This is a genomic window from Streptomyces sp. NPDC001985 (assembly GCF_040296845.1).
In the GTDB taxonomy this organism is placed as follows: Bacteria; Actinomycetota; Actinomycetes; order Streptomycetales; family Streptomycetaceae; genus Streptomyces.
This window is the reverse complement of record NZ_JBEOYB010000001.1, coordinates 136,106-161,509: the sequence shown is the minus strand read 5'-3', so window position 1 is coordinate 161,509 and position 25,404 is coordinate 136,106. Positions and strand designations below refer to the sequence as shown.

The following is a 25,404-nucleotide window of genomic DNA, read 5'->3' as shown; positions in this document are numbered from 1 at the left end:
GTCCTTCTGCTGTTCCCGGTGGTCCGTCGATTCCCGTGCGGCCCGGGGCCGCTCACCGCGTTCGCTCAGGGTATCCGACGGCCTTCGCGCCCCCGGTCGTTCGGGCCCGCGCGCATCGCGGGCCGCCCGATGTCCCGGGGCAGCACTGTCGGCCCCGGCGGGGCACCTTCGGCGGGAGGTGTTCAGCGCTCCTCGCGGCCGGTGGCGCCGACGGCTCCGGCCGGTCCGGCGTCGCGCGCGGGCGGTGCGGGCAGTGCGGGCCGCGCGGTTGTGGCCGCCGCCGGGCGCTTGGCCCGGATGACGGTCTCCTGGACGACGGTGGTGATCAGACGCCCTTCCGGGTCCCGCACATCGGCCATGGCCAGCCCGCGGCCGTCCGCGTGGGTGGGGCTGCGCTGGGCGAAGAGCAGCCACCTGTCGGCCCGGAACGGCCGGTGGTACCAGATCGCGTGGTCGAGCGAGGTGAGGAAGACCGAGGACGACCCCGCGCGCAGCATGCCCGGCGGCTCGATCGCCAGCGTGACCGTCGGCGCGAGCCACAGATCGGAGGCGTACGCGAGGGCGCAGGCGTGCGGATGCGGGTCGTCGGGCAGCGGGTGGGCGGCGCGCACCCACAGCCGCTGCTCCGTCTGGCCCGGCTCGGTCCGCTCCTCGGGGACACGGAGACAGCGCAGGTCGAGGACCCGGTGGAAGGTGGAGTTCGCGTGGTGCTCCGGATCGGTCCCGGCCCAGAGCCCGCTGAGATCCGGTACCTCGTCCGGGCCGGGGACGGACGGCATCGGACGCTGCCGGTCGGGCCCCGGCTCGGCGCTCTTGAAGGACGCGGAGAGGGCGAAGATCGTCTCCCCCTCCTGGCGCGCTGTGACCCGCCGGGAGAGATAGGAGCCGCCGTCGCGCAGCCGCTCGACGGTGTAGACGATCGGCCGCCGGGTGTCGCCGGCGCGCAGGAAGTAACCGTGGAGCGAGTGCGCGGTCCGGCCCCCGGGCACGGTCCGCGCGGCGGCGGTCAGCGACTGGGCGGCGACCTGGCCGCCGAAGGCGCGCGGAGGTATGCCGTCGTGGCACACGCCCTGGAAGAGATCGTCGCCGAGCCGCTCCAGGCTCAGGCAGTCCATGAGGTCCATCGCGTGCGGGAACGGCACCCCCGTCGCCTCGCGGGGGAGGGAACTCCTGTGCCCGGCCATGTCCTGGCGGTCCTTTCCCTGGCTGGTCGCGCGCTGAGCCGGGTGTCCGGCCATCCGGTCCACCGTGCGCCGACGCGGTACGGGAGGGCCCCGGGCGGTCGGTGCCGCGCCGGGCTGCCCGACGGTCCGCGACGGCGCCCTGCGCCCTCTTTGATCAATACTGCATCTCGTCACATGCGAGAGGCAAGGCTTTGACAGCAGGGCCATCAGCCCACAAACTGAAAACTCATTCACGCCAATTATCCTGAAGGGAAGTGATGGGCCGTCGAGTGCTCGTGGCCGGTGCCGGGATGATTCCGTTCGCCGGGCCGGCCAGGAGCGACACGCGCCACGTCACGGGCGAGCGCGCGCCACACGCCGCCCTCGGCGCCGCCGGGACCGGCCGCGGCCCCGTCCAGCGGGCCTGCGCCGGCTGCGCCCACGGCGACTCCGCCAGCGGCCGGGGCCGCGCTCCACGGCGTGGGCGTCACCGGCGCCCCGGCGTCAACACCTCCCGGGAGCTGGGCCGCTGCGGTGTCCGCGTCGACGACATCGCTCCGATCGGGCGCACCGAGCCGGTGACCGCCACCCGGGGTACCGGCGCCGCCGTCGCCGCCCCGCAGGACGAGCACGCCTTCGACCCGCCCCGCCGAAGTGCATCCCGCCGCTGGTCGCCTGTCTGCCGACGGGCGGCTGCCCCTCCAGCCGGCCGGGTCTTCCCGGTCCACGGCGGCCACGTCGGACTCTGTGCCGGCCACTCGCTGGGCCACGCCGTCAACTCCCCTGACCGGCAGGGGCCGGTGGCCGAGCAGGCCGCGCCCGGGCGGCGCCGCGCTCATGTCCGGAATCACCCGGGCGACACCGTCGCTCCCTCCCCGGGGCCGGCGACCGCGGCGGAGGGCTCGTTCCGGCCGCGGGTGACGCGGGGCACACAGGCCGGCGTCAGCCGCGGGAGAGGCCGGCCTCAGCCGGCCGTCGCCAGGTGGGTACGGTGCCAGGCGACGGTCACGGCCACGGCCTCGTCGAGGCCGGTGGCCTTCACGGGGCCGAAGGTGCGGCGGTACAGACCGTCGTCGACGGTCCAGGGGCGGCTGAACTGGTACCAGATGTCGACCAGTTCGCGGGCGGCCGGGTCGGACAGGCCGGCGAGTCGCATGAGCGGCTTCGTGGCTCCGCGCATCCGGGCGCGGCGTCCGGCCGCCGAGGCGACCAGTTCGACGAAGTGACGCGGAGTGGGAGCCGGGGCCGCGGGGAGGATGAAGGTCCGCCCGTCGGCTTCGTCCCGCTCGCCCAGTGTGACCAGCGCGGACGCGATGTCGGGCAGATAGTGCAGGGCATGGGGGACGTCGAGCCGTCCGGGCCAGTTCACCGTTCTGCCGTGCAGGACGGCGGGCACCACCGCGGCGCCGATGACACTGTTCGTACCGCCGGGCCCGTAGTAGTCGCTGGCCTGACCGATGGTCACGTTCAGACGGCCGGTTCTGTGGGCCTGGAGGAGCCGGTCCGCCATCTCCTTGCGCACGGAGCCCTTCCGGCTCGTCGGCCGGCGGGGTGTCTCCTCGGACACCGGGCCGTCGGCCGGTTCGTACAGATAGAGGTTGTCGGCGAACACGAGCTTCGCGCCGGCCGCCGATGCGCCGTCGACGACTGCCTCGGTGAGCGGGGGGAACTCCCTCGGCCAGCGGTGGTAGGGCGGCTGGGCGCAGTGGTACACGACGGTCGCGCCGGCGCAGGCGGCACGGGCGCCCTCGGCCGTGGAGAGGTCTGCGGCGAGGGCGGTGGCACCCGCCGGCAGGCCGGAGGCCGGGCGGCGCCGGACGGCGCGGACGCGGTGGCCGCGCCGGGACAGTTCCCGGACGACCGCGGACCCGATGCCGCCACCGGCGCCGAGAACAACGTGCAGGGGGGTGGACATGGTGCCTCATTTCCTGGTGGTGCGGTCGAGCCGCCCATGCGAGGACCGTGGGGTCCGGTGCTCCGGGGCTCCGGCGTTCAGTGTCGTACCCGGGGCCGTGCCTTCCGCGCCGTCCGCACCGGTCCGATCCGGTACGGACGGCGCTTCACCGGGCCTGGTCTCAGCGGGGCCGGCGGACGAGGGCGGCGGCAGCGGCCAGGAACCACAGCTGGAGGAGCGCGGTGCCGACCGAGGTGGCGGCGCCCGCGCCGGCGCCGGCGAGTTCCGCCAGCGGAAGCGCGAGACCGGCCGCGACGGGGAAGCCCGCGATCAGCAGCCAGCGGGGCGCGGTGCCGGTGCGCAGGGCCGCGATCACGGTGCACAGGAGCCAGCCCACGGCGAACAGCGAGACGCCGAGCACTTCGCCGATCCCGCCGCCGAAGTCGTTGAGCACCTGGTACTGCACGGCCACCGCCGCACGGACGGACGCGTCGGACGCCTCGCCGTAGGCCTCCGCCAGACCGGGCATAGGAAGGAGCCAGCGGGATATCCCGATCGCGCGGGCGAGCGTCGAGACGACCGCGAACCCCATGGCGACCCGGGCGAGCGGGGTGTCCGTGCCACCGGTCAGGGCCCGGGTGGTCCACACCGCGACGGGCAGGAAGAGCACGGAGTAGGCGAGGTAGACGGCGTACCCGGCGCGGACGGCGCCCTCCTGTTCGAGCAGCCGGGGCAGCGCGGTGGCGGCCGGGTCGTCGAGGCCGGCGGGCCACCCGATCGCGGGTCCGAGCACCAGCAGCGGGATGAAGATCAGCAGGCTTTCGACGGCCAGCAGGGCGGCGGCCGTGCGCCGTGGGCCGAGGGTGCCGGGCGGTGGGTGAACGGGATGGTCCGGCGGGTGGATGACGGACATGGCTGCGCACTCCCTGCGTCAGATGTTCGCAAAGCGACGGGTGTTCGCAAAGTTAGAGTACGACGTTCGCGATGTAAACACTGTTCGCTATTTGGTAGGGTGCTCCCATGCCCGCACCCACCCGCCGTGACCGGCTCCGCGCCGAGACGCTGGACGAGATCAAGGCCGTCGCCCTGCGCCAGTTGCGCGAGGTCGGGGCGGCCCAGCTCTCCCTGCGCGCGGTCGCGACCTCCCTGGGCATGAGCCCGGCCGGCCTGTACCGCTACTTCGGCAGCCGTGACGCACTGCTGACCGCCCTGATCGCCGACGCCTTCGACCGGCTCGCCGACGCGGTCGAACGGGCCCGGGACGCCGACCCCGCCGCGGACGTGGCCGACCGGCTCCTCGCCGGACTGATGGCCTACCGCCGATGGGCCGTGGAGCATCCGCAGGAGTTCGGCCTGGTCTACGGCACCCCTGTCCCCGGCTACGCCGCCCCTCCGGACGGCCCGACCAGCGTGGCGACCCGCCGTGTCGGCGGGGCGTTCACCCCGCTGTTCGTCGAGGCATGGCGGCAGGACCGGCTGCGTCCGGCCGGTGAGGCCGCGTCCGATCCGGCGCTGGCCCGTTACGCCGCCGCACTCCACCCCGACGTGCCGCCCGCCGCCGCGGCGGCCGTCCTCGGCGCCTGGTCCCGTCTGCACGGGCTCGTCCTCCTGGAGGCGTTCGGCCACCTCCGCTGGCTCGGGCACGACACCGCACCCCTGGCGGAACAGCAACTCCGGCTGCTGCTCGCGGAGATCGGACTGCGCCCGGGGTGCCGGGGCGCGATGAAGCCCGTCCCGGGCCGGAGGCGATGAACGGCCGAGGCCCCCCTGGTAGGGTGCGCCGATGTCATCGATCAAGCAGTTCCAAGTCACCTTCGACTGCGCGGAACCCGAGCGTCTCGCTCGCTTCTGGTGCGAGGTGCTGGGGTACGTCGTATCGCCGGTGCCGGAGGGGTTCGACACATGGGACGACTACCACCGCTCGCTGCCGCCCGACCACGAGGTGAAGTGGTTCTCCTGCGTCGATCCCTCCGGTGCGGGCGCGCGGTTGCTCTTCCAGCGCGTTCCCGAGGGGAAGGTGGTCAAGAACCGGGTGCATCTCTGTGTGCGGGCCGGCACCGGGCTCGTGGGTGAGGAGCGCCTCGCCGCGCTCCGGGCCGAGTGCGCTCGGCTGGAGGCGCTCGGCGCGGTACATCACCGGACGCTGCTCGCCGATGGCACCTTCGAGTCGTGCATCGTGATGCAGGACATCGAGGGCAACGAGTTCTGCCTCGACTGAGCCGTCCTCCCCGCCGGCGCCGCGAGTCCGCCGGTGAGGATGAGCCCTCGTCGTTGTGCATCCCGCCGTGGCTGGGCAGGATTGACCGCACGGCGGGCGATGATGCCGGGCGCCACGCGGGTTGTCCGCCCCGACGGCTGAGGAGCGTCATGGACATTGGGGTTTTTCTCCCCATCGGCAACAACGGGTGGCTCATTTCGAAGAGTTCCCCGCAGTACATGCCGACCTTCGAACTGAACAAGGCCATCGTGCGGCGGGCCGAGGAGCACGGGCTGGACTTCGCGCTGTCGATGATCAAGCTGAGGGGGTTCGGCGGCGAGACGGAGTTCTGGGATCACTGCCTCGATTCGTTCACCCTCACGGCGGGCCTGGCCGCCGTGACCGAGCGGATCAGGCTGTACGCCTCCGTACCCATCCTCGCCCTGCCCCCGGCGATCGCCGCCCGGATGGCGGTGACCATCGACTCGATCGCACCCGGCCGGTCCGGGGTCAACATCGTCAGCGGCTGGGCGCCCGCCGAGTACGCCCAGATGGGTCTCTGGCCCGGGGACGAACACTTCGCCAACCGCTACGCCCGGGCCGCTGAGTACGTCACCGTGCTGCGCCAGTTGTGGAGCGAGGGCACCAGTGACTTCGCGGGCGAGTTCTACCGCATGGACGACTGCGTGCTGTCGCCGCGCCCGGCGAACGGCCACATCGACATCCTCGCCGCCGGGCAGAGCGGTACGGGAATGAGGTTCGCCGCCGAGTACGCCGATGGGAACTTCATCCTGGGCAGCGGGGTCAACACCCCGCTCGCCCTGTCCGAAGCGACCGCCGCGCTGGCCGGCCACGCGCGCGCGACCGGCCGCGACGTCGGGGCGTTCGCGCTGTTCATGGTCATCGCGGACGAGACCGACGGAGCCGCGCGGGCGAAGTGGAAGGACTACCACGACAACGCCGACCTCGCCGCCCTGGGGTATCTGACCGCGCAGACCGCGCAGGACAGGAACGCCGACGATTCCTCGACCGCGAGGACCGTGGCGCTGCCCGAGGGCGCCGTGAACCTCAACATGGGAACGCTCGTCGGGTCCTACGAGACGGTGGCGCGGATGCTCGACCAGCTCAGTGAGGTCGAAGGTGTCAGGGGGATCATTCTGGTCTTCGATGAATTCCTCGAAGGCGTGGAGAACTTCGGCACCCGCGTTCAGCCGCTCATGAGGTCCCGCGCCTCCGTACCGGGGGCATCCTGAGGAGCGGGGGGCGCGCGGCGGCGGGGACGGCCGCCACCGCTCGGGGAGTGGTGCGGCCCGCTCGGCCGCGTCCTTCGAGGAACTGCCGCCGGCCGTCCAGGAATCCGTCCGCGAAGAGCGAGCGGGGCGCGAGGAGCGCGGTGAGCGCCGTCCTGCGTTCCGACTGCTCGACGGACCGCCTGAGCGGGGAGTGGGTCGCGTCCGGGTGGCGCTCGACCGTCAACGCGCGGCCCGCGCCGAGCACCTGGTGGTAGACGTCCTCCGTCTCGGCGGTGTCGACGCTGACGTCATGGCCCGCGAGGACCAGCAGCACCGGTACGCCGCGCAGGGCACGGAGGTCCCGTGTGGCGTCCGCGGTGTGGTTCCGGGAGAGGAAGCCCCAGCGGCCGGCGGTCATGCCGTCGGCGTCGCCGCCCGCCTCCCCGACGTACTCCTCGACGGTCGCGCGGCGTGCCGGCAGCCGGCGGATGCTGTCGCTCCTGGCCACCTCCGCCGTGACGCGGCCCGCTGACGCGGCCCGCTGACGCGGCCCGCTGACGCGGCCCGCTGACGCGGCCCGCTGACGCGGCCCGCTGACGCGGCCCGCTGACGCGCCGTCGGCCCGCGGTTCGGCGAGGAGGTGGTGGCGGCCCTGCCGGAGCCAGTTGATCGCGGGCGAGACGGCGATGACGAAGCTGACCGGTGTCCTGGCGGCGATCTTCGGCAGGACCCGGCCCGCCCGGCCGGCGCCCCAGAGCCCGATCCGGTCACCGTCGATGTCCGGGCGGGCGCGTGCCCAGGCGATGGCGGCGGCGGCCTCGTCGGCCCGGTCGTCCATGGACTGGTCGAGCCAGTCGGGCTGTGCGTCGAACGCCTCGTGGCCGAGGGCCGCTTCACGCACCACGGCCGGGGCCGCAAGGCCGAGCTGCGCGCGACCGCGGACACCAGGCGCACCCTCGCCCCCCACGCGGACTTCCTGCGGCCCGCGTTCCAGCGGGACGCCGGGCTCGCGCCCTGGGACGGTGTGTGGCACCTGGCCGCCTTCGCGGTGCCCGCATCGGCGCGCACCGCCCGGGACGCCCTGCGCCAGACGCTCGTCCACCTCGGTGGCACTCCGCTCCAGGGCGGACTGTACGTCTGCGCCAACGCCCGGGAGCCGTACGCCGAGCAAGCGGCCCACCGTCTCGGGGCCCATGGCGCGCTCACCCTCCTCACCACGACGGATCTGCGCAGGGGCGACGCCCGCCGCCCCGCCGAACTCGCCCGCCGTCTCTGGCCCCTGCGGGAGATCGCCGACCGCTACCACCTCCTCAGCCGCGTCGCCCGGCCCCGCCTCGCCCGCCTCACCGGCCCCGCCGGACTCTCCCCGTCCGAACGGCTCACCATCGCCGTCGAGCCGGCCGCCGAACTCACCCGAGCGATGGAGCCCGACCCGCTGCCGCCGCCCCGGCTCCTGCCCCGGCCCTGGCCCCCGGCACCCAGGCCCGGGAACTCGTCGCCCGGTGCTGGGCCGCCCTGTACGCACACGACGGGGACGAGCCACGCCCGGCCCTCTTCCGCCTCTGCGCCGGCATCACCCGGGAGGCGGCGGACCGGGCCGCGGGCTGAGAACGGTCCGGACGGCGCGGGTCACTCCCGGTGGGCGCGGGCCGCCCCGGCAGCGGAACGCGCTCGCGCGCGGCTCGCGCCCGACCGGCCTGCCGACCCTGCCGGGCCGACCGGTGCCGGTGCCGGTGCCGGGCTCCGGAGGAGAGAGCGGGGGCTGATGGCACCGGTCAGGGGAAGACCGGCCATGGATTCCGGAACGGCGCGGTGTACGGGGCGGGGTTGAGGACGGCTTCCTCGGCCTCGGTGGCGATGCCGCACTGGTTGTCCCTGTCCCGGGACATGAGGGCGAAGCCCTCCTCTCCCCAGCGGGCGCCGTAGTCGTTCTTGACGATCCAGTACTCCACCCCCGCCGGGGTGGTGCCGTAGCCGACCACGGCGATGGAGTGATCGGGCCGGGCCGACGAGCACAGCGGCTCGTCGTACACACCGGCGGAGTAGAGGGCGAAGCTCACCTGCGAGGTGTCGATCCTCGCGCGAACCGGACCCCGGGCCACGGCCGCCCGCAGCGCGTCCTCGTCCCCGGAGGCCACCGGTACCCACCGCTGGAACGCCTCCACCGGGAACTCCGAGGTCCCGGGCGGGCGGGGCTCGCCGCACAGGCGCGGGAAGACGTCCTCGCCGGACGCGTCGGTGATCACCGGGGTGAACGAGGTCAGCCGCCGGCGGCTCTGGACCACCCAGGCCCCCTCCAGCACAGCGGCGGTGGCGTACGCCCGGCCGGCGATCTCGTCGCACTGCCCCTTGTCCTGAACCGGTGTCACCGCGTGGCCGCTCCGCCAGTCGACCGCGGCGGGCAAGGGCTCCGGTGAGGTGCCGCTGCCGCCGGCCTGCCGGGTGGCGCTGATGGTGGAGACGGCGGGGACGGGAAGGGCGGGGGTGACGGCCGGCCCGCCGGACAGGGCGAGCAGCGCCGTACCCGCGAGCACGGCGGCGCGCGCACGGCCGCCGACCGTCATCGGGGGACCACTGGGGTGACACCGGGCCATGGCTCCTCCAAGCTGTACGGCGACCAGGCGCACATCCGCGCCGGCGGGCACGGAACGCGGCGGAGCGTCAGCCCTCGACGGTCCGTCGCGGCAGCGCGCGGTCGTTCCCACGGGATGTTCGCAGGCCGGTGTTCTCCTCCACACCGAACACCGGTGTCTTTCACCGGAATGAGCCATCCATCGGCGCGCTCACGGGCCTCGGCCGGTCCGTTGTGCCTCCGGCGGAGGGGGTCGGTCACGCCTCGCCGACCCGGACACCGGGACACCAGCCGGTGGCGGTACGGAGGAGCGCCCGGGAACCGCGAGCGGGCGGCCGCGCGGCGGACGGCTCCGGCCGGACCCCGGCCGCCCGACCCGTCGCCGGGCCCGCTCCGCCTTCCCCACCCGGGCCGCGGCCTCGGCGGGGACACCCCCACCGCCCGTATCGCACACGGCCCTCGCGGCGACGCCGGGACCGGAGGCCGGGACCGAACGTCGCACACCGCCTCGACAGCCGTGCGGGAAAGGCCGTTCCCACCGCGCACCTCCGGGACGGACGGCTTGGCTTGAAGATGCGCGTTTCCCGGATGCCGATCAGGTCTCTGAACATATGAATATGCCAGTGGCTTGGATCTGTCGCGATGCCCGCGTCTGGCTTGATTCCCCGCGCGCGCGGGAGCGGTCGTCGGGCGGAAATGCCATTCGATCTTTCGGGAGTGCGATAACGAGCACGTGACGGCATCCGTCGAAGTCCCTTCGGCGAGATATCCGTAAACGTGTTCGGCTGTCGAAAGTGTGCGGGGAGGGTGTCAACAGGGCGCCGGTGGCGCGATCGGTGCGTGCCGCCGGCGGGCCGAGATCACGCGGTCCGGTGGTCCGCGTGAGCCGGCGGGGCGCCTGTTCCCGGCCGTGCGGCCGTCGCTGTTCGCGGGGGCCGGCGGGGCCATGCGCCCCGCCGGGTCGCTCCTCTTCGGAGCATCAAGATCCAGATTCCTCCGGTGCCCGCTATCGGCTATCGGCCCCAGGTCACCAGGCACTTCTTCGCCAAGGAACCTTCCGTTGTCGCCGATCGGTGAAACCGGTCCCCAAGCTTGAGCACAAATTAATCACATACTCTCTTCATACCGGCCCCGATGGTCTAGATTGACCGTGCTTCAGCTGTTCGGGCGCGAGGCGAACATCCAATGATCTATAGGTCCGGCGCTGCGGACATTCAGCAGTCGCATCCCCGGCACCAGATGTGGTGGTGATCAATTCTTGGGGCCCGCGAGGGGCCTCGGGTGCGGGGGGCATCCGGGGAATCGGCGGGTTCCCGCGCGTCCGGAGAGCCGGCAGGACAGGCGGCTCCGCTGTCGCCGGGGTGGGCTGATCATCCATGACTCGAACAGCCCGGATGCCGTGCGCGGGAGGCGGGGGCCTCCCGGGGGAGTAACAGCGTGGTGCGGGGGGCGGGGGCCTCCCGGGGGAGTAACAGCGTGGTGCGGGGGGCGGGGGCCTCCCGTGGGGGAGGGGAACTGTGGTGGGCGAACACGTTGAACCGCTGGGAACCTGGGGGGTTCTGTGCAGCAGGGGGAGTTAGTCAACCCGTTTCCGTCGGCGCGTGGGCGCCTGGCGAACGGGGCAATCAGCCGGCCTGTGATCGACTGGGAAGAGCGGTACCGCCGTACCGTCATCACCAGCGACACCGTGGCCACCGCCGTCGTCGTCGCGGCGATCGGCAACTTCTTCGGGGCCCGGGACGCGGCCAACTGGCATGAGAAGTGGGGCATTCTCGCCTTCGGCACCGAGCTTCTGGTGCTGGGAGCGCTCGCGGTGAGCCGGTCGTGGGCGCCGGCCGTGCTCGGCCAGGGCGCCGAGGAGTTCCGGCGGCTCGGGCGTTCCCTGTTCACGGCGGCCGTCGTCCTGGCGCTCGGCGGTATCGCCCTCACCTCGCAGAACATCAAGCTCTGGATCTTCGTCGCGATCCCCGCGATCGCGCTTCTCACCATGACCGCGCGGTATCTGCTCCGCCTCCGGCTGCACCGGCACCGGAAGGAGGGACGGTGCCTGCGACCGGTGCTCGCCGCCGGGAGCCCGGCGACCGTGCGCGATCTCATCAGCCGGGCCCGCAGGTTCCCGCACCTCGGCTGGCGGGTGGACGGGGTGTGCACCACGGACGGCCTCGGGCCCGACGGCGACCAACTGGACGGAGTTCCGGTGGTCGGCCGGCTGGCGGACGTCGCCAACCACGTCCGCCGCGACGGCTACCGTGTCGTCGCGGTCACGCCCGATCCGCACTGGTCACCGGAGCGTTTGCAGCGCCTCGCCTGGAACCTCGAAGGCAGCGACGCCGAGATGGTGGTGGCCCCCGTGCTGATGGAGGTGGCCGGCCCGAGGCTGCACGTCGACGCGGTGCTCGGGATTCCCCTGCTGCGGGTCAGCATGCCGACCTTCACCGGAGGCAGCCGCGCGGTCAAGGAGGTCGTCGACCGGATGGGCGCGGCGGTCCTGCTGATGCTGTTCGCGCCGCTGATGCTGGTGGTCGGGCTGCTCGTCCTGGCGGACAGCCGGGGCGGGGCCTTCTACCGCCAGCGCAGGGTCGGCAAGGGCGGCCGCGAGTTCATCATCCTCAAGTTCCGCACCATGGTCGCCGGGGCCGACGGGGTACGGGCCGAGCTGGCCGACCGCAACGAGGGCGCCGGCCCGCTGTTCAAGCTCCGCCGGGACCCCCGGGTGACCCGGGTGGGAGCGGTGCTGCGCCGGTACTCGATCGACGAGCTGCCGCAGCTCTTCAACGTACTCACCGGATCGATGTCGCTCGTCGGCCCGCGCCCGCCGCTGCCGGAGGAGTCCGCCGCGTACGCCCCGGACATCCGCCGGCGGCTGCTGGTCAAGCCGGGGCTCACCGGGCTGTGGCAGATCAGCGGGCGCAGCGACCTGCCGTGGGAGGAGGCCGTCCGGCTGGACCTGCGGTACGTGGAGGACTGGTCGCTCGCCCTGGACACGGTGATTCTGTGGAAGACGCTGCGCGCGGTGCTCTATGGGCAGGGGGCCTACTGATGCGTGCGACACGTCGTCGGGCCGGCGCAGGGACCGCAGGCCGGAAGGGCCTGCCTGGGGTGAGGGACGGGTCATGAGGGTCAGCGTTTTCGGGCTCGGCTATGTGGGCTGTGTGTCGGCCGCGTGCCTGGCCGGCATGGGGCACGAGGTCATCGGGGTGGATGTGAACCAGGTGAAGGTCGACCTGGTCAACGACGGCAGGGCACCGGTGGTCGAGGAACGGATCGGCGAACTCATCGCGGAGGCCGTGCGGACCGGGGCGTTGCGCGCCACCGGCGACGTCCGCGAGGCGATCATGGGCAGCGAGGTGTCGCTGATCTGTGTGGGCACACCCTCCGAGCCCAACGGCAGTCTGTGCACCACGTATCTGGAGCGGGTCACCGAGCAGATCGGCGCCGTGCTGGCCGAGCGGGACGGGCCGGACGCGCGGGACGGGAAAGGCGGGCCGGACGGGCGGGACGGGCGGCACACCGTGGTGTTCCGGAGCACCATGCTCCCGGGCACCTGTCTGGACCTTCTGGTGCCGATCCTGGAGAAGTCCGTCGGCGGCACGGCCGGAGTGGACCTCGGGGTCGCGGTCAACCCGGAGTTCCTGCGCGAGGGCACGAGCGTCCGGGACTTCTTCGACCCGCCCAAGACCGTCATCGGCGAACTCGACCCGGCGAGCGGCGACGTGGTGGCGGCGCTCTACGACGGCCTGCCCGGCGAGGTGTTCCGGGTGCCGGTCCCGACGGCCGAGGCGATCAAGTACGCGGACAACGCGTTCCACGGTCTCAAGATCGGCTTCGCCAACGAGCTGGGCGCGGTGTGCCAGGCGCTCGGGGTGGACTCGCACCAGGTGATGGATGTCTTCCTGGCCGACCGCAAACTGAACATCAGCCCCGCCTATCTGCGGCCCGGCTTCGCCTTCGGCGGCTCCTGCCTCCCCAAGGATCTGCGCAGCCTGGTCCACGCCGCGCAGCGGGCCGATGTCTCGGTGCCCATCCTCGCCCATGTGCTGCCCTCCAACTCCGCGCATCTGCAACGCGCGGTGGAGATGGTCGAGCGCACCGGGAAACGCCGGGCGGGCCTGTTCGGGCTGTCCTTCAAACCCGGCACCGACGACCTCCGGGAGAGCCCGCTCGTCGAGCTGGCCGAGAGGCTCTTCGGCAAGGGGTACGACCTGCGGATCTACGACGCCAATGTGAGCCTCTCCCGGCTGCTCGGCGCCAACCGCGAGTACATCGAGACCCGGCTGCCGCACCTCGCGCAGCTCCTCGCGAACTCCGTCGCCGAAGTGCTGGAGCACGCCGAGGTCTGCCTGGTCGGGACCAGCGACCCGGACGTGCTGTCGGCGCTGCCCCACGGCGAGGGACCGGTGCTCATCGACCTCATCCGCCTTCCGGACGCCGAGGCGCGCCGGACCGAACCGGGGTACATGGGCCTTGCCTGGTGACACGGCGTTCGACGCGGGAGCCGGCGCCGGCCGGCCGGAGCGGCGCGCGCTGATCCTCGTGGAGAACCTGTCGGTGCCGTTCGACCGGCGGGTGTGGCAGGAGTGCAGGACGCTGCGGGACGCGGGCTGGGAGGTGCATGTCATCTGCCCCCGGGGGAGCAAGCGGGACACCGAGCCGGAGGCGCTGATCGACGGGGTGCGCATCCACCGCTACCCGCTGCGCGCGGCCACCGGAGGACCCGCCGGCTATCTGCGGGAGTACGGCTCGGCGCTGTGGCACACGGCCCGGCTGGCCCGCAGGGTCGGCCCGGTCGATGTGGTCCACGCCTGCAACCCGCCCGACCTGCTCTTCCTGCCCGCGCTCTGGCTGAAGCGGCGCGGCGCGCGGTTCGTCTTCGACCAGCACGACCTGGTGCCCGAGCTGTATCTCTCCCGGTTCGACCGGGGCGAGGACCTGCTCCACCGCGCCGTGTGCGCGCTGGAACGGCTGACCTACCGGGCCGCGGATGTGGTGCTCGCCACCAACGAGAGCTACCGGGACGTCGCGATCCGCCGTGGCGGCCGGCGCCCGGAGGATGTGTTCGTGGTGCGCAGCGCGCCCGAGACCGACCGGTTCCAGCCGGTACCGCCCGAGCCGGAACTGAAGCGCGGCAAGCCCCATCTGCTCTGCTACCTCGGTGTCATGGGCCCCCAGGACGGCGTCGACTACGCCCTGCGGGCGCTCGCGACGCTCCGGGACGAACTGGGGCGCACCGACTGGCACGCCGTGTTCGTGGGCGCGGGCGACGCCTTCGACGCGATGGTGGAGCTGTCCGAGCGGCTCGGCCTCTCCGGGCAGGTGCGGTTCACCGGCCGCGTCCCGGACGCCGACCTGGTGCGCTATCTCTCCACCGCGGACGTGTGCCTCTCTCCCGATCCGCGCAATCCGCTCAACGACGTGTCGACGATGAACAAGGTCCTGGAGTACATGGCGATGGGCCGGCCGATCGTCTCCTTCGACCTGAGGGAGGCGCGGGTCTCCGCCGGTGACGCCGCCGTCTACGCGCCCGCCAACGACGAGGCCGCCTTCGCCGGGCTCATCGCCCTGCTGCTGGACGACCCCGGGAAGCGGGCCCGGATGGGCGCGATCGGCCAGGAGCGGATCAGCGGAAGTCTCTCCTGGCGGAACTCGCAGGCATCGCTGCTCGCCGCCTACGCCGCCGCCTGCCGCGACCGCGCCCCGGTGCCGGGGGACGGCCGGGTCCGGACCGGGAAGAGGCCGCGTCGTTGAGCGATGACACGATACGCCTGGTCACGATCGGGCGGATTCTCCGTCGGCGCCGGAGGCTGCTCACCGTACTCGCCGTGGTGGGCGCGCTCGTCGGCTACGGCACCTCGGCGCTCTTCCCGCCGCGTTACACGGCGTCGGCGTCGGTGCTGCTGCCGGGGCAGTGGGAGGAGCGCGAGCTGCTGACCCAGGCGCACATCGCGACCAGTTCGGCGGTGGTCGACCGCGCGGCCGGCGCGCTCGGCTGGACGGGCGTCAGCTCCGGCGAGCTGAGGGAGCGGGTCGCCGCCGAGGCCGCCGACGGGAACATCATCAAGATCTCCGGCACGGCCGAGACCCCGGAGCGGGCGCAGCAGCTCTCCGACCGGGTGGCCCGGGAACTCGTCGCCTTCGCCGCGCGGATCGCGGGCGAGGGAGACGACCCCGAGGCGGCCACGGGGCCCGAGGCGCTGCGGCAGAAGGTGGCGCAGACCAACCGCCGTATCACCGACCTCGCCAACGCGGCCGATCCGGGGCGGACCGTGGAGAGCGTGCAGGCCCGCACCGCGCTCGCCAAGCTCCGCACCGCCCTGGAGGAGGCGATGAGGAAGCTGGACCAGGCCGACCCGGCGGCCGGCGGGGCCGGCATGGTCGTCATGGGACCCGCCGTCCGGCCGACCGCCGAGGCGCCCCCGACGAGGGCGCAGTTCATCGCCGGCGGAGCGCTGCTGTTCTTCCTGGCCGCGGTCATCGGCCATCTCGCCGCCCAGCGGATGAGCCGCCGGCTGCGGACCGAACCGGAGATCGCCGCGGCGCTGGGCTCGGCGCTGCTGGGCACCGTCGACGTGCCGGACGAAGGGCCCGCGCGCCGGCCGGGGGACCGCGGCGCGCCGGCCCGGCTGCGCCGGCTGCTGGGTGCCGACACCCGCTGGGACACACCGGCACCGAGGGCCTCCGCCGACGAGGCCGGCCGGCAGATCCGCTACCGGCGGGTGTGCGCTCGCCTCCGGGACCGGCTGCCGGCCCCCCGGCGGCTGCTGGTCGTCGTACCCGACGGCGACGAGATCGGCCGCCGGGCCGCCGGGAAGCTCGTCGACGCGGCCGGGAGCGATCCCTCGCCCGCCTCACCGGGCGGCGGACACCGCGCGCTGCGGCTGGTGGAGGTCTCGGTGTCCCGGCCGATGGTGCCGGACCGCGACACGGAGTCCGGTGCCGTCGTCGTGCTCAGCGCGGGCAACTGGACCGCGGGGGAGCTGACCGGCATCGCCGAGGCGTGCGCGGACGGCGGGCACGAGGTCGTCGGCGTCGTCCTCGCCGGCGCGGTCCGGCCCCTCCCGGCGCGGTCCTCGGGCCGCCCCGGGGCCGGAGCAACTCCGGAACCCGCGGTTCCCGGTCACGCGGCGGGAGAGCCGGGGTGACGACGAGCACGACGTCGGAGCCGTCGCCGGCCGCTCCGCTGCTGGACCTCCAGTCGCTGGTGGTGGCGGTGCGCCGACGCCGCCGGCTCTGGTACTCCCTGGCCCTGCTGGGGCTGCTGGCCGGCGCGGCGCTGGCGGTGCTGCTGCGCCCGCCGCCCACCGCGGTGACCAAGGTGCTGGTCGTGCACCAGGAGGACCAGCCGAACGACACCGGAACGCTGATCCGCACCGACGCGGCGCTGCTGGGCACCACCAGGATCGCCGGTCAGGCGCTCAAGGCCCTCAAGTCGGCCGAGGACCCGCAGGACTTCACGGCGGAGTACCGGGGCACCGGTCTGACCAACAACCTGCTCCGGATCGAGGTGACGGGTGACAGCGACGCCCAGGCGGTGGCCCGGGCGAAGGCCCTGGCCGACGCGTTCGTCGCGGACCATGTGAGGCGGATGTGGGAAGCCGCGAAGGCCGAGTCGAAGGCCCTGCTCGACCAGCGCGACCGCATGCGGGACGAGCTGGCCCGGGTCAACCAGGCGATCGGGGACCGATCGCCCTCCGGTGACGACCCGAAGGCGTCGGCGAGCGTCGAGTCGCTCTTCGCCCGCCGGGCCGAACTCAACTCGCGGATCGCCGACTTCGACCAGCGCGCCGCCGAGGCCCGCACCGGCACCCCCCGGGTCATCGCCGGTACGCAGATCGTGGACGCCCCGCGCCTGGTGCGGCACTCCCTGCCCCGGACCGCCGTCACCAACGCCGCGATCGGGCTCGTCCTCGGGCTCGTCCTCGGGCTCGCGCTGGCCGCCGTCGGCACGGTGGTGGCGGACCGCCCCGTGCTGCGCCGGGAGATCGCGGCGAACCTGGGCGCGTCGGTCGTCGCGGAGCGGCGCCGTGTGCCCCGCCGCCCGGTCCTGCCCTGGCGGCGCCGGCGGACCCGGGTGGCCCACGAACGGCTCACCGCGACCCTGGCCCGCACCGTGCGCGGCTCGGCCGAACCGGTGTCGCTGCTGGAACTGGGGTGCGCGCGCACCACGAGCGCGCTGGCGCTGGATGTCGCCGGGGCGCTGGCGGCGGAGGGGCCGGTGGCCGTCATCGACGGTCTGCCCGGCGCGGAACCCGCCCTCGGCCGCCGGACACCGGAGGGCGTGACCGTGGTCGGCGGCGAGCGGGCCGATGCCGTGCCGCGGGGGACGCGCGGGATCGGCGTCGGCTCGGTCGCGCCCGGCACGGCGTGGACCGACCTCCGGTACCTCGGCGCCCGGACCGTGCTCGTCGTGCGGGCCGGGCACGGCAGCGCCGCCTGGCTGCACACCGTGGCGCGCCAGCTCGCCGACCAGCGCATCCCGGTGATCGGTGTGGTGCTGATCGACCCCGACCCCCGGGACCGGACCGACGGCACGCTGTGGGACGCGCCGTACACCGCGCCGCGCGGCCCCGACGAGCCGACGGCCCCCCGGAACGGAACGGGGCAGCCGCGGACGGAGCGGTGGCCCCGGCGGAACGGCACGGGACAGCCGAGGGCGGAGCGGCCGTCGATGCCGGCCGCCCGGGTCCCGGACAGCGGCAGCGACCAGGAGGCGCGGTAGAACATGTGTGGCATCGCAGGTACGTACCGCTGGCCGGACGGGAAGGCCGTCACCGACCGGCTCACCGAGGTCCTCGCCCACCGGGGTCCGGACGGGTCGGGCCGGTACGGCCACACCGTCGGCGACGGCGAAGTACACCTCGGGCACCGCCGGCTGGCCATCATCGACCTCTCCGGGACCGGCGCCCAGCCGATGGTCTCGGGCGGCCTCGCCCTCACCTACAACGGCGAGCTGTACAACGCGCCCGAGCTCCGCGCGGAGCTGGCGGGGGCCGGGGCGCGCTTTCGCGGGACCTCCGACACCGAGGTGGTGCTGGAGGCCTGGCGGCGCTGGGGCACGGACTGCCTGCCCCGGCTGCGCGGCATGTTCGCGCTCGCGGTCTTCGACGAGCGCACCGGTGACCTGGTGCTCGCCCGCGACCAGCTCGGCGTCAAACCGCTGTTCCTGCTCCGGCGCGGCACGGGCCTGATGTTCGCCTCCGAACTCAAGGCGCTGGCGGCCGTGACCGGCGGCTCGCTGGAGGTGGACCACGCGGCGCTGGTGGCCTCACTCCTCTACTACTGGGTGCCGGACTCGCGCTGCGCGTACCGCGAGGCGGAGAAGCTGCCGCCGGGGAGCTGGCTGCGCTGCCGGCCCGACGGCCGGGTGGAGCGCGGCCGGTTCTGGAACCTCCGGGACATCGCGACCGAGGGCCGGGAGCGGGCCCGCGCGGGCGAGCGGCCGGACCTGGCCGCCGTCGTCGAGGAGTCGACCCGGCGGCATCTGCTCTCCGACGTACCGGTGGCGACCTTCCTCTCCGGCGGTCTCGACTCCAGCTATCTGACCGCGCTGGCGGCCCGCCACCGGCCCGGGATCTCCGCCTACACGATCGGCTTCCGCGCCGAGGACACCCGGTTCGAGGCGATGCCGGACGATCTGCGCCACGCCCGGCGGGTGGCCGAGCGGTTCGGCGTCGATCTGCACGAGATCGAGATCGCGCCGAGGGTGACCGACCTGCTGCCGCGGATGACCTACCACCTGGACGAGCCGATCGGCGACCCCGCCGCGATCAACACCTTCCTCATCTGCTCGGCCGCCAGGGAGGCCGGGGTCAAGGTGATGCTCTCGGGGATGGGCGCCGACGAGCTGTTCGCCGGATACCGCAAGCATCTGGCCAACCTTCTCGCACTGCGCTACCAGCGCGTCCCGCGGCCCCTGCGGCGCGGCCTGTCCGGGGCCGTGGACCGGCTGCCGGTCGCCACCTCCCGCCGGGGGTACCGGTCGGTGCGCTTCGCCAAGCGGTTCCTCTCCTTCGCCGATCTGCCGGAGGAGACCGCCTTCCGGCGCAGCTACACCATGTACGACCGGGAGGAGCTGCTCGGCCTGGTCAGCCCGGACCTGGCCGGGACGGTCGACGACGTACTGGACGAGCACGCGGAGATCTACCGGGACAACGACCTCGACGACTTCGTGAACCGCATGTGCCTGACCGACTCCCGGATGTTCCTGCCGGGCCTCAACCTCGCCTACACGGACCGGTCGAGCATGGCCGCCTCGACCGAGGTGCGGGTGCCGTACGTGGACGTCGAGGTGGTCCGGGCGGCGTTCGCCTTCCCCGGCAACCGCAAGATCGCCGGGCGGGAGAGCAAGGCCGTCCTCAAGGAGGCGGCCGCCTCGGTCCTGCCCCGGGAGATCGTGTACCGGCCCAAGGGCCTGTTCAGCGCTCCGCTGCGCGCCTGGATGAGCCGGGATCTGGCACCGCTGGTGCGCGAGGTGGTCCATGACGGTCTGCTCGTCAACTCCGGTTTCCTGAACCGCGACGCGCTGGCGCGGCTGGTCGCCGAGGACGCCGCCGGACAGCGGGACTACTCCAAACATCTCTGGCATGTGCTGACCCTTGAGTACTGGTATCGCGACGCGACCTCCGGCTCCGGCCGGAGCCGGACGGCGTGACGGTGTGGAGACAAGAGGAGCTCGGGTGAAACAGGTTGTGCAGAACTACAGGAGCGGCGAGCTGGCGCTGCTCGACGTGCCGGTGCCGGGGTGCAAGCCGGGCGGTGTGCTGGTCCGGAGCGCCTACTCGCTGATCTCCACCGGGACCGAGCTGATGAAGGTGTCCGAGGCCGGCATGTCGATGCTGGGCAAGGCCCGCTCCCGGCCGGACCAGGTGGCCAAGGTGATGCAGAGCGTGGCCACCCAGGGAGTGCCCGCCACCTACCGCAAGGTCATGGGCAAACTGGACTCGTACACACCGCTGGGCTACTCGCTGTGCGGGGTGGTCGAGCAGGTCGGCGCCGGGATCGACGAGGTGAAGGTCGGCGACCTCGTGGCCTGCGCCGGCAATGAGCACGCGCTGCACGCCGAGCTGAACTGGGTGCCGAAGAACCTCTGCGCCCCGGTGCCGGACGGCCTCGCCCCCCGGCACGCCGCCTTCGGCACCGTCGGGTCGATCGCCCTCCAGGGCGTCCGCAGGGGCGAGCCGCAGCTCGGCGATGTGGCGCTGGTGATCGGCCTCGGGCTGATCGGGCAGCTGGTGGTCCAGTTGCTGGCCGCCTCGGGGGTCCGCGTCGTCGGCGTCGACCCCGACCCGGTCCGCTGCGAGCTGGCCGAGCGGCTGGGCGCCGCGGCCTGCGGCGACCCCGCGTCCGCGTCCGTGGAGTCCGCCGTCGCCGAACTCACCGGCGGTCACGGCGTGGACCAGGTGTATCTCGCCGCCGGCGGCGCCGACAACCAGCCGGTCGAGCTGGCCGCCCGGCTGAGCCGGGACCGGGGCCGGGTCGTCGACATCGGCAAGTGCCGTCTGGACCTGCCGTGGAACGCGTACTACGAGAAGGAGCTGGACGTCCGGTTCTCCCGCTCCTACGGCCCCGGGCGCTACGACCCGGAGTACGAGATCGAGGGGCGGGACTACCCGATCGGCTATGTGCGCTGGACCGAGCGCCGCAACCTGGCCTGCTTCCTCGATCTCCTGGCCCGGGGCCGTGTCGACGTGGAGCCGCTGGTCTCCCACATCGCCGACTTCGGCGACGCCGTCGAGACCTACCAGCGGCTGAAGGACGGCGAACTGAAGGCTGTGGCCGTGCTGTTCCGCTACCCCGGCCCCACCGGCGCCACCGACGGGACCGGGACCCCGGAGGTGGCCGTGCCCGAGGTGCGGCGCGGCGGCGGAGCGCCCGCCCCGGTCCGGCCCGCCGGGACGCCCGTGCGGCTGGGGTTCATCGGCGCGGGGAACTACGCGACATCCATGCTGCTGCCGCACCTGGCCCGGCGCGACGGCGTCGAACTGGCGACGGTCGTCACCACCACGGCGCTGTCCGGCGTCAACGCGCGCCGGAAGTTCGGCTTCGCCGAGGCGACCACCGATCTCGACGCCGTGCTCGGCGACCCGTCCATCGACGCGCTCTTCGTGGTCACCCGGCACAGCTCGCACGCCGAACTGACCCGCAGGGCGCTGCTGGCGGGCAAGGCGGTGTTCGTGGAGAAGCCGCTGGCGCTCACCGAGGACGAGCTGGCCGGTGTGCTCGCGGCGGTGGAGGAGTCCGGCAACGACCGGCTCCAGGTGGGCTTCAACCGCCGGTTCGCGCCGCTGCTGCGGGAGGCCCGCGAGCGGTTCGGCCCCCGGACCGGTCCGGCGAGCGTCCGCTACCTCGTCAACGCGGGCCGGCTGGAGCACGGCAGCTGGTACCTCCGGCAGGACACCGAGGGCTCGCGGTTCGCCGGCGAGGGCGGCCACTTCATCGACACGGTGAGCTGGCTGCTCGGCGCCGACCCGCTCACGCTGTACGCGGTCGCCACGCCCGGCGGCGAGGACCTCCAGGTCGTGCTGGGCTACCCGGGCGGCTCCACCGCCACCATCAGCTATGTCACCACCGGCTCGACGGGCTTCCCCAAGGAGACCCTGGACCTGATCGCGGACGGCGCGGTGCTGCGGCTGGACGACTTCGTCCGCGCCTCGGTGCACGGCCGCAAGCGGTGGACCGGCCCGAGGCTGTCCCAGGCCCGTGACAAGGGCCAGCGCGCCGAACTGGACGCGTTCCTGCGGGCCGTGCGGACCGGCGGGCCGATGCCGGTGCCGCTGGAGTCGCTGGTCGCCACCACGGCGGCCACCCTCGCCGTCCGGACCGGCCTCGCGAGCGGCGCGCCGGTGACCCTGACGAGGGCGCGATGACCCCGAGCGCGCCCCTGGGCTGGTATCTGCGGCGGCTGTCCCGGATGGGACCCCGTGAGGTCGGCGGCCGGGTGGGCGACGCGGTGCGCCGGAGGCGGTGGCGGTCGGCGCCGCCGCACAGCCCGAGCGTGACCGGCGCCCGGTTCACCGCCGTACTGCCCCCGGGGACGGTCGACACCGTGCCGGCGGAGGCCGTGAAGCGCCTGGTCGCCGAGGCGGACCGGCTGATAGCCGGGCACGCCCGGTACTTCGGCGTGGACCGCGACGACCTCGCCGACCCGGACTGGTGGTACGACCCGAAGACCGGGCGCCGGGCTCCGGCGGGGTACGCCTTCGACGTGCCGTACCGGAGCGAGGACGCGTCCGGGGACATCAAGCAGATCTGGGAGCTGTCCCGGCACCAGTACCTCACCGTCCTCGCCGCCGCCTACGCGGTCACCGGGAACGAGCGGTACGCCGAGCGGGTGGCCGAGCACCTGCGGTCGTGGTGGACGGCCAACCCGCCGCTGCGCGCCGCGCACTGGATCAGCGGTATCGAGCTGGGCATCCGGCTGCTCTCCTGGGTGTGGCTCCGCCGGCTGCTCGACGGCTGGCCCGGCGCGGCCGGGCTGTTCGAGGAGAACCCGGTGGCCCTCCACCAGATCTGGCACCACCAGCGCTGGCTGGCCGCCTTCCCCAGCCGGGGGTCGTCGGCGAACAACCACGTCATCGCCGAGGCCGCCGGACAGCTCGCCGCGGCCTGCGCGTTCGGGTGGTTCCCCTCGTCGGAGCGCTGGCGCGCCGGGGCGCTGCGCTCCCTGGAGCGGCATCTGCGGAGCAACACCTTCGACTCCGGCCTCAACCGCGAACTGGCCACCGAGTACCACGGGCTCGTGCTGGAGCTGGGTCTGGCCGCGCTGGCCGAGGCGGACACCGCCGGTGTGCCGGTCCCCGCGCCGGTCCGTCTTGTGCTGCTGCGCATGACCGACGCGCTCGCGGCCGTCGTGGACAGCGGGCTGCGCCCGCCGCGCCAGGGGGACGCGGACGACGGGCACGGTCTGGTCGTGGACGGCGCCGGCACCGACCGCTGGGCCTCGCTGCTGGCCACCGGGGACGCCGTGTTCGGCCGGCTCGCCTGGTGGCCGGAGGTCACCGGCACCGATGTGCGCACCCCGCTGCTGGCCGCGCTCATCCGGCCCGGGGGACCGGCCGCGCCCCGCCCGGCGAGCCGGCCGGCCCACTTCGCCGACGCGGGGCTCACCGTCCTGCGCGGCCCGGACGGCATCTGGTGCCGCTGCGACGGCGGTCCGCACGGCTTCCTCTCCATCGCCGCCCACGCCCACGCGGACGCGCTCTCCGTGGAGGTCCGGCACGACGGCGTCGAGGTGCTCGCCGACCCGGGGACGTACTGCTACCACGGCCAGCCCGAGTGGCGGCGGTACTTCCGGTCGACCCTCGGCCACAACACCCTCCAGCTCGACGGCGCCGACCAGTCCGTCTCCGGCGGCCCGTTCCTGTGGACCCGGCAGGCCCGGAGCCGCGTCCTGGCCGCGGACACCTCCGACGGGAGCGTGGCCCGCTGGTGCGCCGAGCACCACGGATACCGGCGCACCGTGCACCGCCGCCGGGTGGAGCTGACCGGGGCGACCCGGGAGCTGCGCGTGGTCGACGAGGTGCGCGGCCCGCGCCGGGCGGCGCGGCTGGCCTTCCACCTCGGGCCGGCGATCACCGCGGATCTGGTGGGGAGCCGGGCACGGCTCACCTGGACCCGGGACGGCGAGGACCGCTCGGCGGTGCTCGACCTGCCCGGGCGGCTGAGCTGGCGGGCCCACCGGGGCGAGACCGATCCGCCGCTCGGCTGGTACTCCGCCGGCTTCGGGCGCAAGGAACCCACCACCACGCTCGTCGGCACCGGCTCCGCCGGCGGCGGCGCGCAGCCGGCGGAGTTCACCACCGTACTCAGGTTCCGCGGCTAGGGAGGACGCGTGGCGATCAAGTGGCGGAACTGGGCGGTGCCGGTGGCGGCGCCGGCCCTGCTGGCGACCGGCTGTGTGGGCCCGCAGGGCGCCCCGGCCGACTCGGCCGCCGCGCCGGCCGCGGCCCGGCCCGCGGCCCGGGTCTGCGCCACGCCGGCGGCCGGTCCCGCGAGGGCACCGGCGGGCGCGGTGACGGTCGACCCCTCGGTCGTCGGCGACCTGGCCGCGAAGACCCTCGGCAGCTCCCCGGGGACCACGTTCTGGCTCCGGCCGGGCCGGCACCGGCTCGAACCCGGCCGCTACTCCCAGGTCGTCCCCAAGAAGGGGAACCGCTACCTCGGCGCGCCGGGCGCGGTGCTCGACGGCCGGAGGACCAACCAGTACGCGTTCGGCGGCACCGCCCGCGATGTCACCATCCGCCATCTGACCGTGCAGGGCTTCGTCGCGCCCCAGAACGAGGGTGTGGTCAACCACGACTCGGCCGACGGCTGGGTGATCGAGCACGCGACCATCCAGCACAACTCCGGAGCCGGGCTGATGGCCGGTGCCGGTCAGCGGGTCCGCGCCAGCTGTCTGCGCGGCAACGGCCAGTACGGCATGAACGCCTACAAGGCGGGCGGCCGGATCAGCGGTCTGCTGGTCGAGGGCAACGAGATCGCCGGCAACAACACCGACGACTGGGAGCGGCGGCGGCCGGGCTGCGGCTGCACCGGAGGCGTCAAGTTCTGGGCCGTCGACGGCGCCGACGTACGCGGCAACTGGGTGCACGACAACCGGGGGCCCGGGCTGTGGGCGGACACCAACAACAACGACTTCCACATCGAGGGCAATGTGGTCGAGGCCAACGACGGCGCCGCGCTGATCTATGAGACCAGCTACAACGCGGTCATCCGGAACAACACGATCCGGAGGAACAACTGGGTCGAGGGCCGCCGCTACGCCGACCGGGGCGACACCTTCCCCTTCGGGACGATCTACCTCTCCGAGTCCGGCGGCGAACCACGGGTCCGGGCCCGCACGGACCGGATCGAGATCCACCGGAACCTGCTGGAGAACAACTGGTCCGGGATCACCCTGTGGGAGAACGCCGACCGGTTCTGCAACAGCCCGGCCAACACCTCGTCCGGCCACTGCACCCTGCTGGTGCGGGAGACCGGGCGCTGCGCGCGCCCGGCGATCGCGACCGCGCCGCTCCACGCCGACTGCCGGTGGAAGACCCAGCGGGTGGACATCCACCACAACCGCTTCGTGCTGGACACCTCCGTCGTCGGGTGCACCGTGAAGTGCGACCGCATGGCGGTGCTGGCCAACTACGGCACCTACCCCGACTGGTCCCCGTACCGGGGCGACCGGGTCGCCGAGGCGATCACCCTCCGGCAGCACAACCGCTGGCGCGACAACGTCTACCTCGGACCGTGGCAGTTCGTCGTCCACGACCCGAGCCGGGTGCTCGACTTCGTGCAGTGGCGGGGCGCCCCCTACGACCAGGACGCGGGCAGCACCCTCGACCCCCGGGCCGGTGGCTGAG

Annotated in this window: 18 protein-coding genes; 13 read left to right on the top strand and 5 right to left on the bottom strand. The window is 73.7% G+C overall.

Annotated features, from left to right (window positions below):
* Positions 1-182 precede the first annotated feature (182 nt).
* The 3 genes from ABT122_RS00595 to ABT122_RS00585 all read right to left on the bottom strand — a co-directional run bounded on the left by ABT122_RS00595 (position 183) and on the right by ABT122_RS00585 (position 3,970).
* Complete coding sequence (locus tag ABT122_RS00595) at positions 183-1,238, bottom strand: acyl-CoA thioesterase (RefSeq protein WP_351543057.1); 1,056 nt, start codon at positions 1,236-1,238, stop codon at positions 183-185.
* Between the two features lie 889 nt (positions 1,239-2,127).
* The gene (locus ABT122_RS00590; protein ID WP_351543054.1) at positions 2,128-3,078 is read right to left on the bottom strand and encodes an NAD-dependent epimerase/dehydratase family protein; all 951 of its coding nucleotides are present in this window, start codon (positions 3,076-3,078) and stop codon (positions 2,128-2,130) included.
* A 160-nt stretch (positions 3,079-3,238) separates the two neighbouring features.
* On the bottom strand, positions 3,239-3,970 hold the full coding sequence (locus tag ABT122_RS00585; RefSeq protein ID WP_351543051.1) for a DUF4386 domain-containing protein: 732 nt from the start codon (positions 3,968-3,970) through the stop codon (positions 3,239-3,241).
* A gap of 107 nt (positions 3,971-4,077) precedes the next feature.
* On the opposite strand from ABT122_RS00585, the gene ABT122_RS00580 reads away from it, so the two are divergent.
* The 3 genes from ABT122_RS00580 (at position 4,078) to rutA (ending at position 6,507) form a co-directional block, all read left to right on the top strand.
* Entirely contained in the window at positions 4,078-4,809 is a 732-nt protein-coding gene (locus ABT122_RS00580) for a TetR/AcrR family transcriptional regulator (RefSeq protein WP_351543048.1), read from the top strand.
* A 31-nt stretch (positions 4,810-4,840) separates the two neighbouring features.
* The gene (locus ABT122_RS00575; protein ID WP_351543045.1) at positions 4,841-5,275 is read left to right on the top strand and encodes a VOC family protein; all 435 of its coding nucleotides are present in this window, start codon (positions 4,841-4,843) and stop codon (positions 5,273-5,275) included.
* 149 nt (positions 5,276-5,424) lie between these two features.
* Positions 5,425-6,507: a pyrimidine utilization protein A gene (gene rutA / locus ABT122_RS00570; protein ID WP_351543042.1), complete on the top strand. Its 1,083-nt coding sequence runs from the start codon at positions 5,425-5,427 to the stop codon at positions 6,505-6,507.
* Here the strand turns inward: rutA and ABT122_RS00565 are convergent.
* Positions 6,470-7,390, bottom strand: a complete 921-nt coding sequence (locus tag ABT122_RS00565; protein ID WP_351543039.1) for an alpha/beta hydrolase — start codon at positions 7,388-7,390, stop codon at positions 6,470-6,472. The genes rutA and ABT122_RS00565 overlap by 38 nt on opposite strands.
* Here ABT122_RS00565 and ABT122_RS00560 point away from each other — a divergent pair.
* Positions 7,364-8,317 carry a transcriptional regulator gene (locus ABT122_RS00560; protein WP_351543036.1) on the top strand — a complete coding sequence of 318 codons (954 nt, stop codon included), beginning with the start codon at positions 7,364-7,366 and terminating at the stop codon, positions 8,315-8,317. The two genes, ABT122_RS00565 and ABT122_RS00560, sit on opposite strands and share 27 nt — an antisense overlap.
* On the opposite strand, the gene ABT122_RS00555 is transcribed toward ABT122_RS00560, so the two are convergent.
* Positions 8,262-9,050 carry a C1 family peptidase gene (locus tag ABT122_RS00555; protein ID WP_351543033.1) on the bottom strand — a complete coding sequence of 263 codons (789 nt, stop codon included), beginning with the start codon at positions 9,048-9,050 and terminating at the stop codon, positions 8,262-8,264. The genes ABT122_RS00560 and ABT122_RS00555 overlap by 56 nt on opposite strands.
* 1,569 nt (positions 9,051-10,619) lie before the next feature.
* Here ABT122_RS00555 and ABT122_RS00550 point away from each other — a divergent pair.
* The 9 genes from ABT122_RS00550 to ABT122_RS00510 all read left to right on the top strand — a co-directional run bounded on the left by ABT122_RS00550 (position 10,620) and on the right by ABT122_RS00510 (position 25,403).
* Positions 10,620-12,098, top strand: a complete 1,479-nt coding sequence (locus ABT122_RS00550) for a sugar transferase (RefSeq protein WP_351543030.1) — start codon at positions 10,620-10,622, stop codon at positions 12,096-12,098.
* A 73-nt stretch (positions 12,099-12,171) separates the two neighbouring features.
* Positions 12,172-13,533, top strand: coding sequence for a nucleotide sugar dehydrogenase (locus tag ABT122_RS00545; protein ID WP_351543027.1), 1,362 nt, complete (start codon positions 12,172-12,174; stop codon positions 13,531-13,533).
* Entirely contained in the window at positions 13,523-14,803 is a 1,281-nt protein-coding gene (locus tag ABT122_RS00540) for a glycosyltransferase family 4 protein (RefSeq protein WP_351543024.1), read from the top strand. The genes ABT122_RS00545 and ABT122_RS00540 overlap by 11 nt, the downstream gene beginning before the upstream one ends.
* Positions 14,800-16,197, top strand: a complete 1,398-nt coding sequence (locus tag ABT122_RS00535) for a Wzz/FepE/Etk N-terminal domain-containing protein (protein WP_351543021.1) — start codon at positions 14,800-14,802, stop codon at positions 16,195-16,197. The genes ABT122_RS00540 and ABT122_RS00535 overlap by 4 nt, the downstream gene beginning before the upstream one ends.
* Complete coding sequence (locus ABT122_RS00530) at positions 16,194-17,774, top strand: Wzz/FepE/Etk N-terminal domain-containing protein (protein WP_351543019.1); 1,581 nt, start codon at positions 16,194-16,196, stop codon at positions 17,772-17,774. Before ABT122_RS00535 ends, ABT122_RS00530 begins: the two co-directional genes overlap by 4 nt.
* Before the next feature lie 3 nt (positions 17,775-17,777).
* A complete protein-coding gene (gene asnB, locus ABT122_RS00525; protein ID WP_351543016.1) occupies positions 17,778-19,706 on the top strand; it encodes an asparagine synthase (glutamine-hydrolyzing) in 1,929 nt (642 codons plus the stop codon).
* Between the two features lie 25 nt (positions 19,707-19,731).
* Complete coding sequence (locus ABT122_RS00520; RefSeq protein ID WP_351543013.1) at positions 19,732-21,921, top strand: bi-domain-containing oxidoreductase; 2,190 nt, start codon at positions 19,732-19,734, stop codon at positions 21,919-21,921.
* Positions 21,918-23,876: a heparinase II/III family protein gene (locus ABT122_RS00515; protein ID WP_351543011.1), complete on the top strand. Its 1,959-nt coding sequence runs from the start codon at positions 21,918-21,920 to the stop codon at positions 23,874-23,876. Before ABT122_RS00520 ends, ABT122_RS00515 begins: the two co-directional genes overlap by 4 nt.
* A gap of 9 nt (positions 23,877-23,885) precedes the next feature.
* Positions 23,886-25,403, top strand: a complete 1,518-nt coding sequence (locus tag ABT122_RS00510) for a right-handed parallel beta-helix repeat-containing protein (RefSeq protein WP_351543008.1) — start codon at positions 23,886-23,888, stop codon at positions 25,401-25,403.
* The last annotated feature ends 1 nt before the right edge of the window (position 25,404 follow it).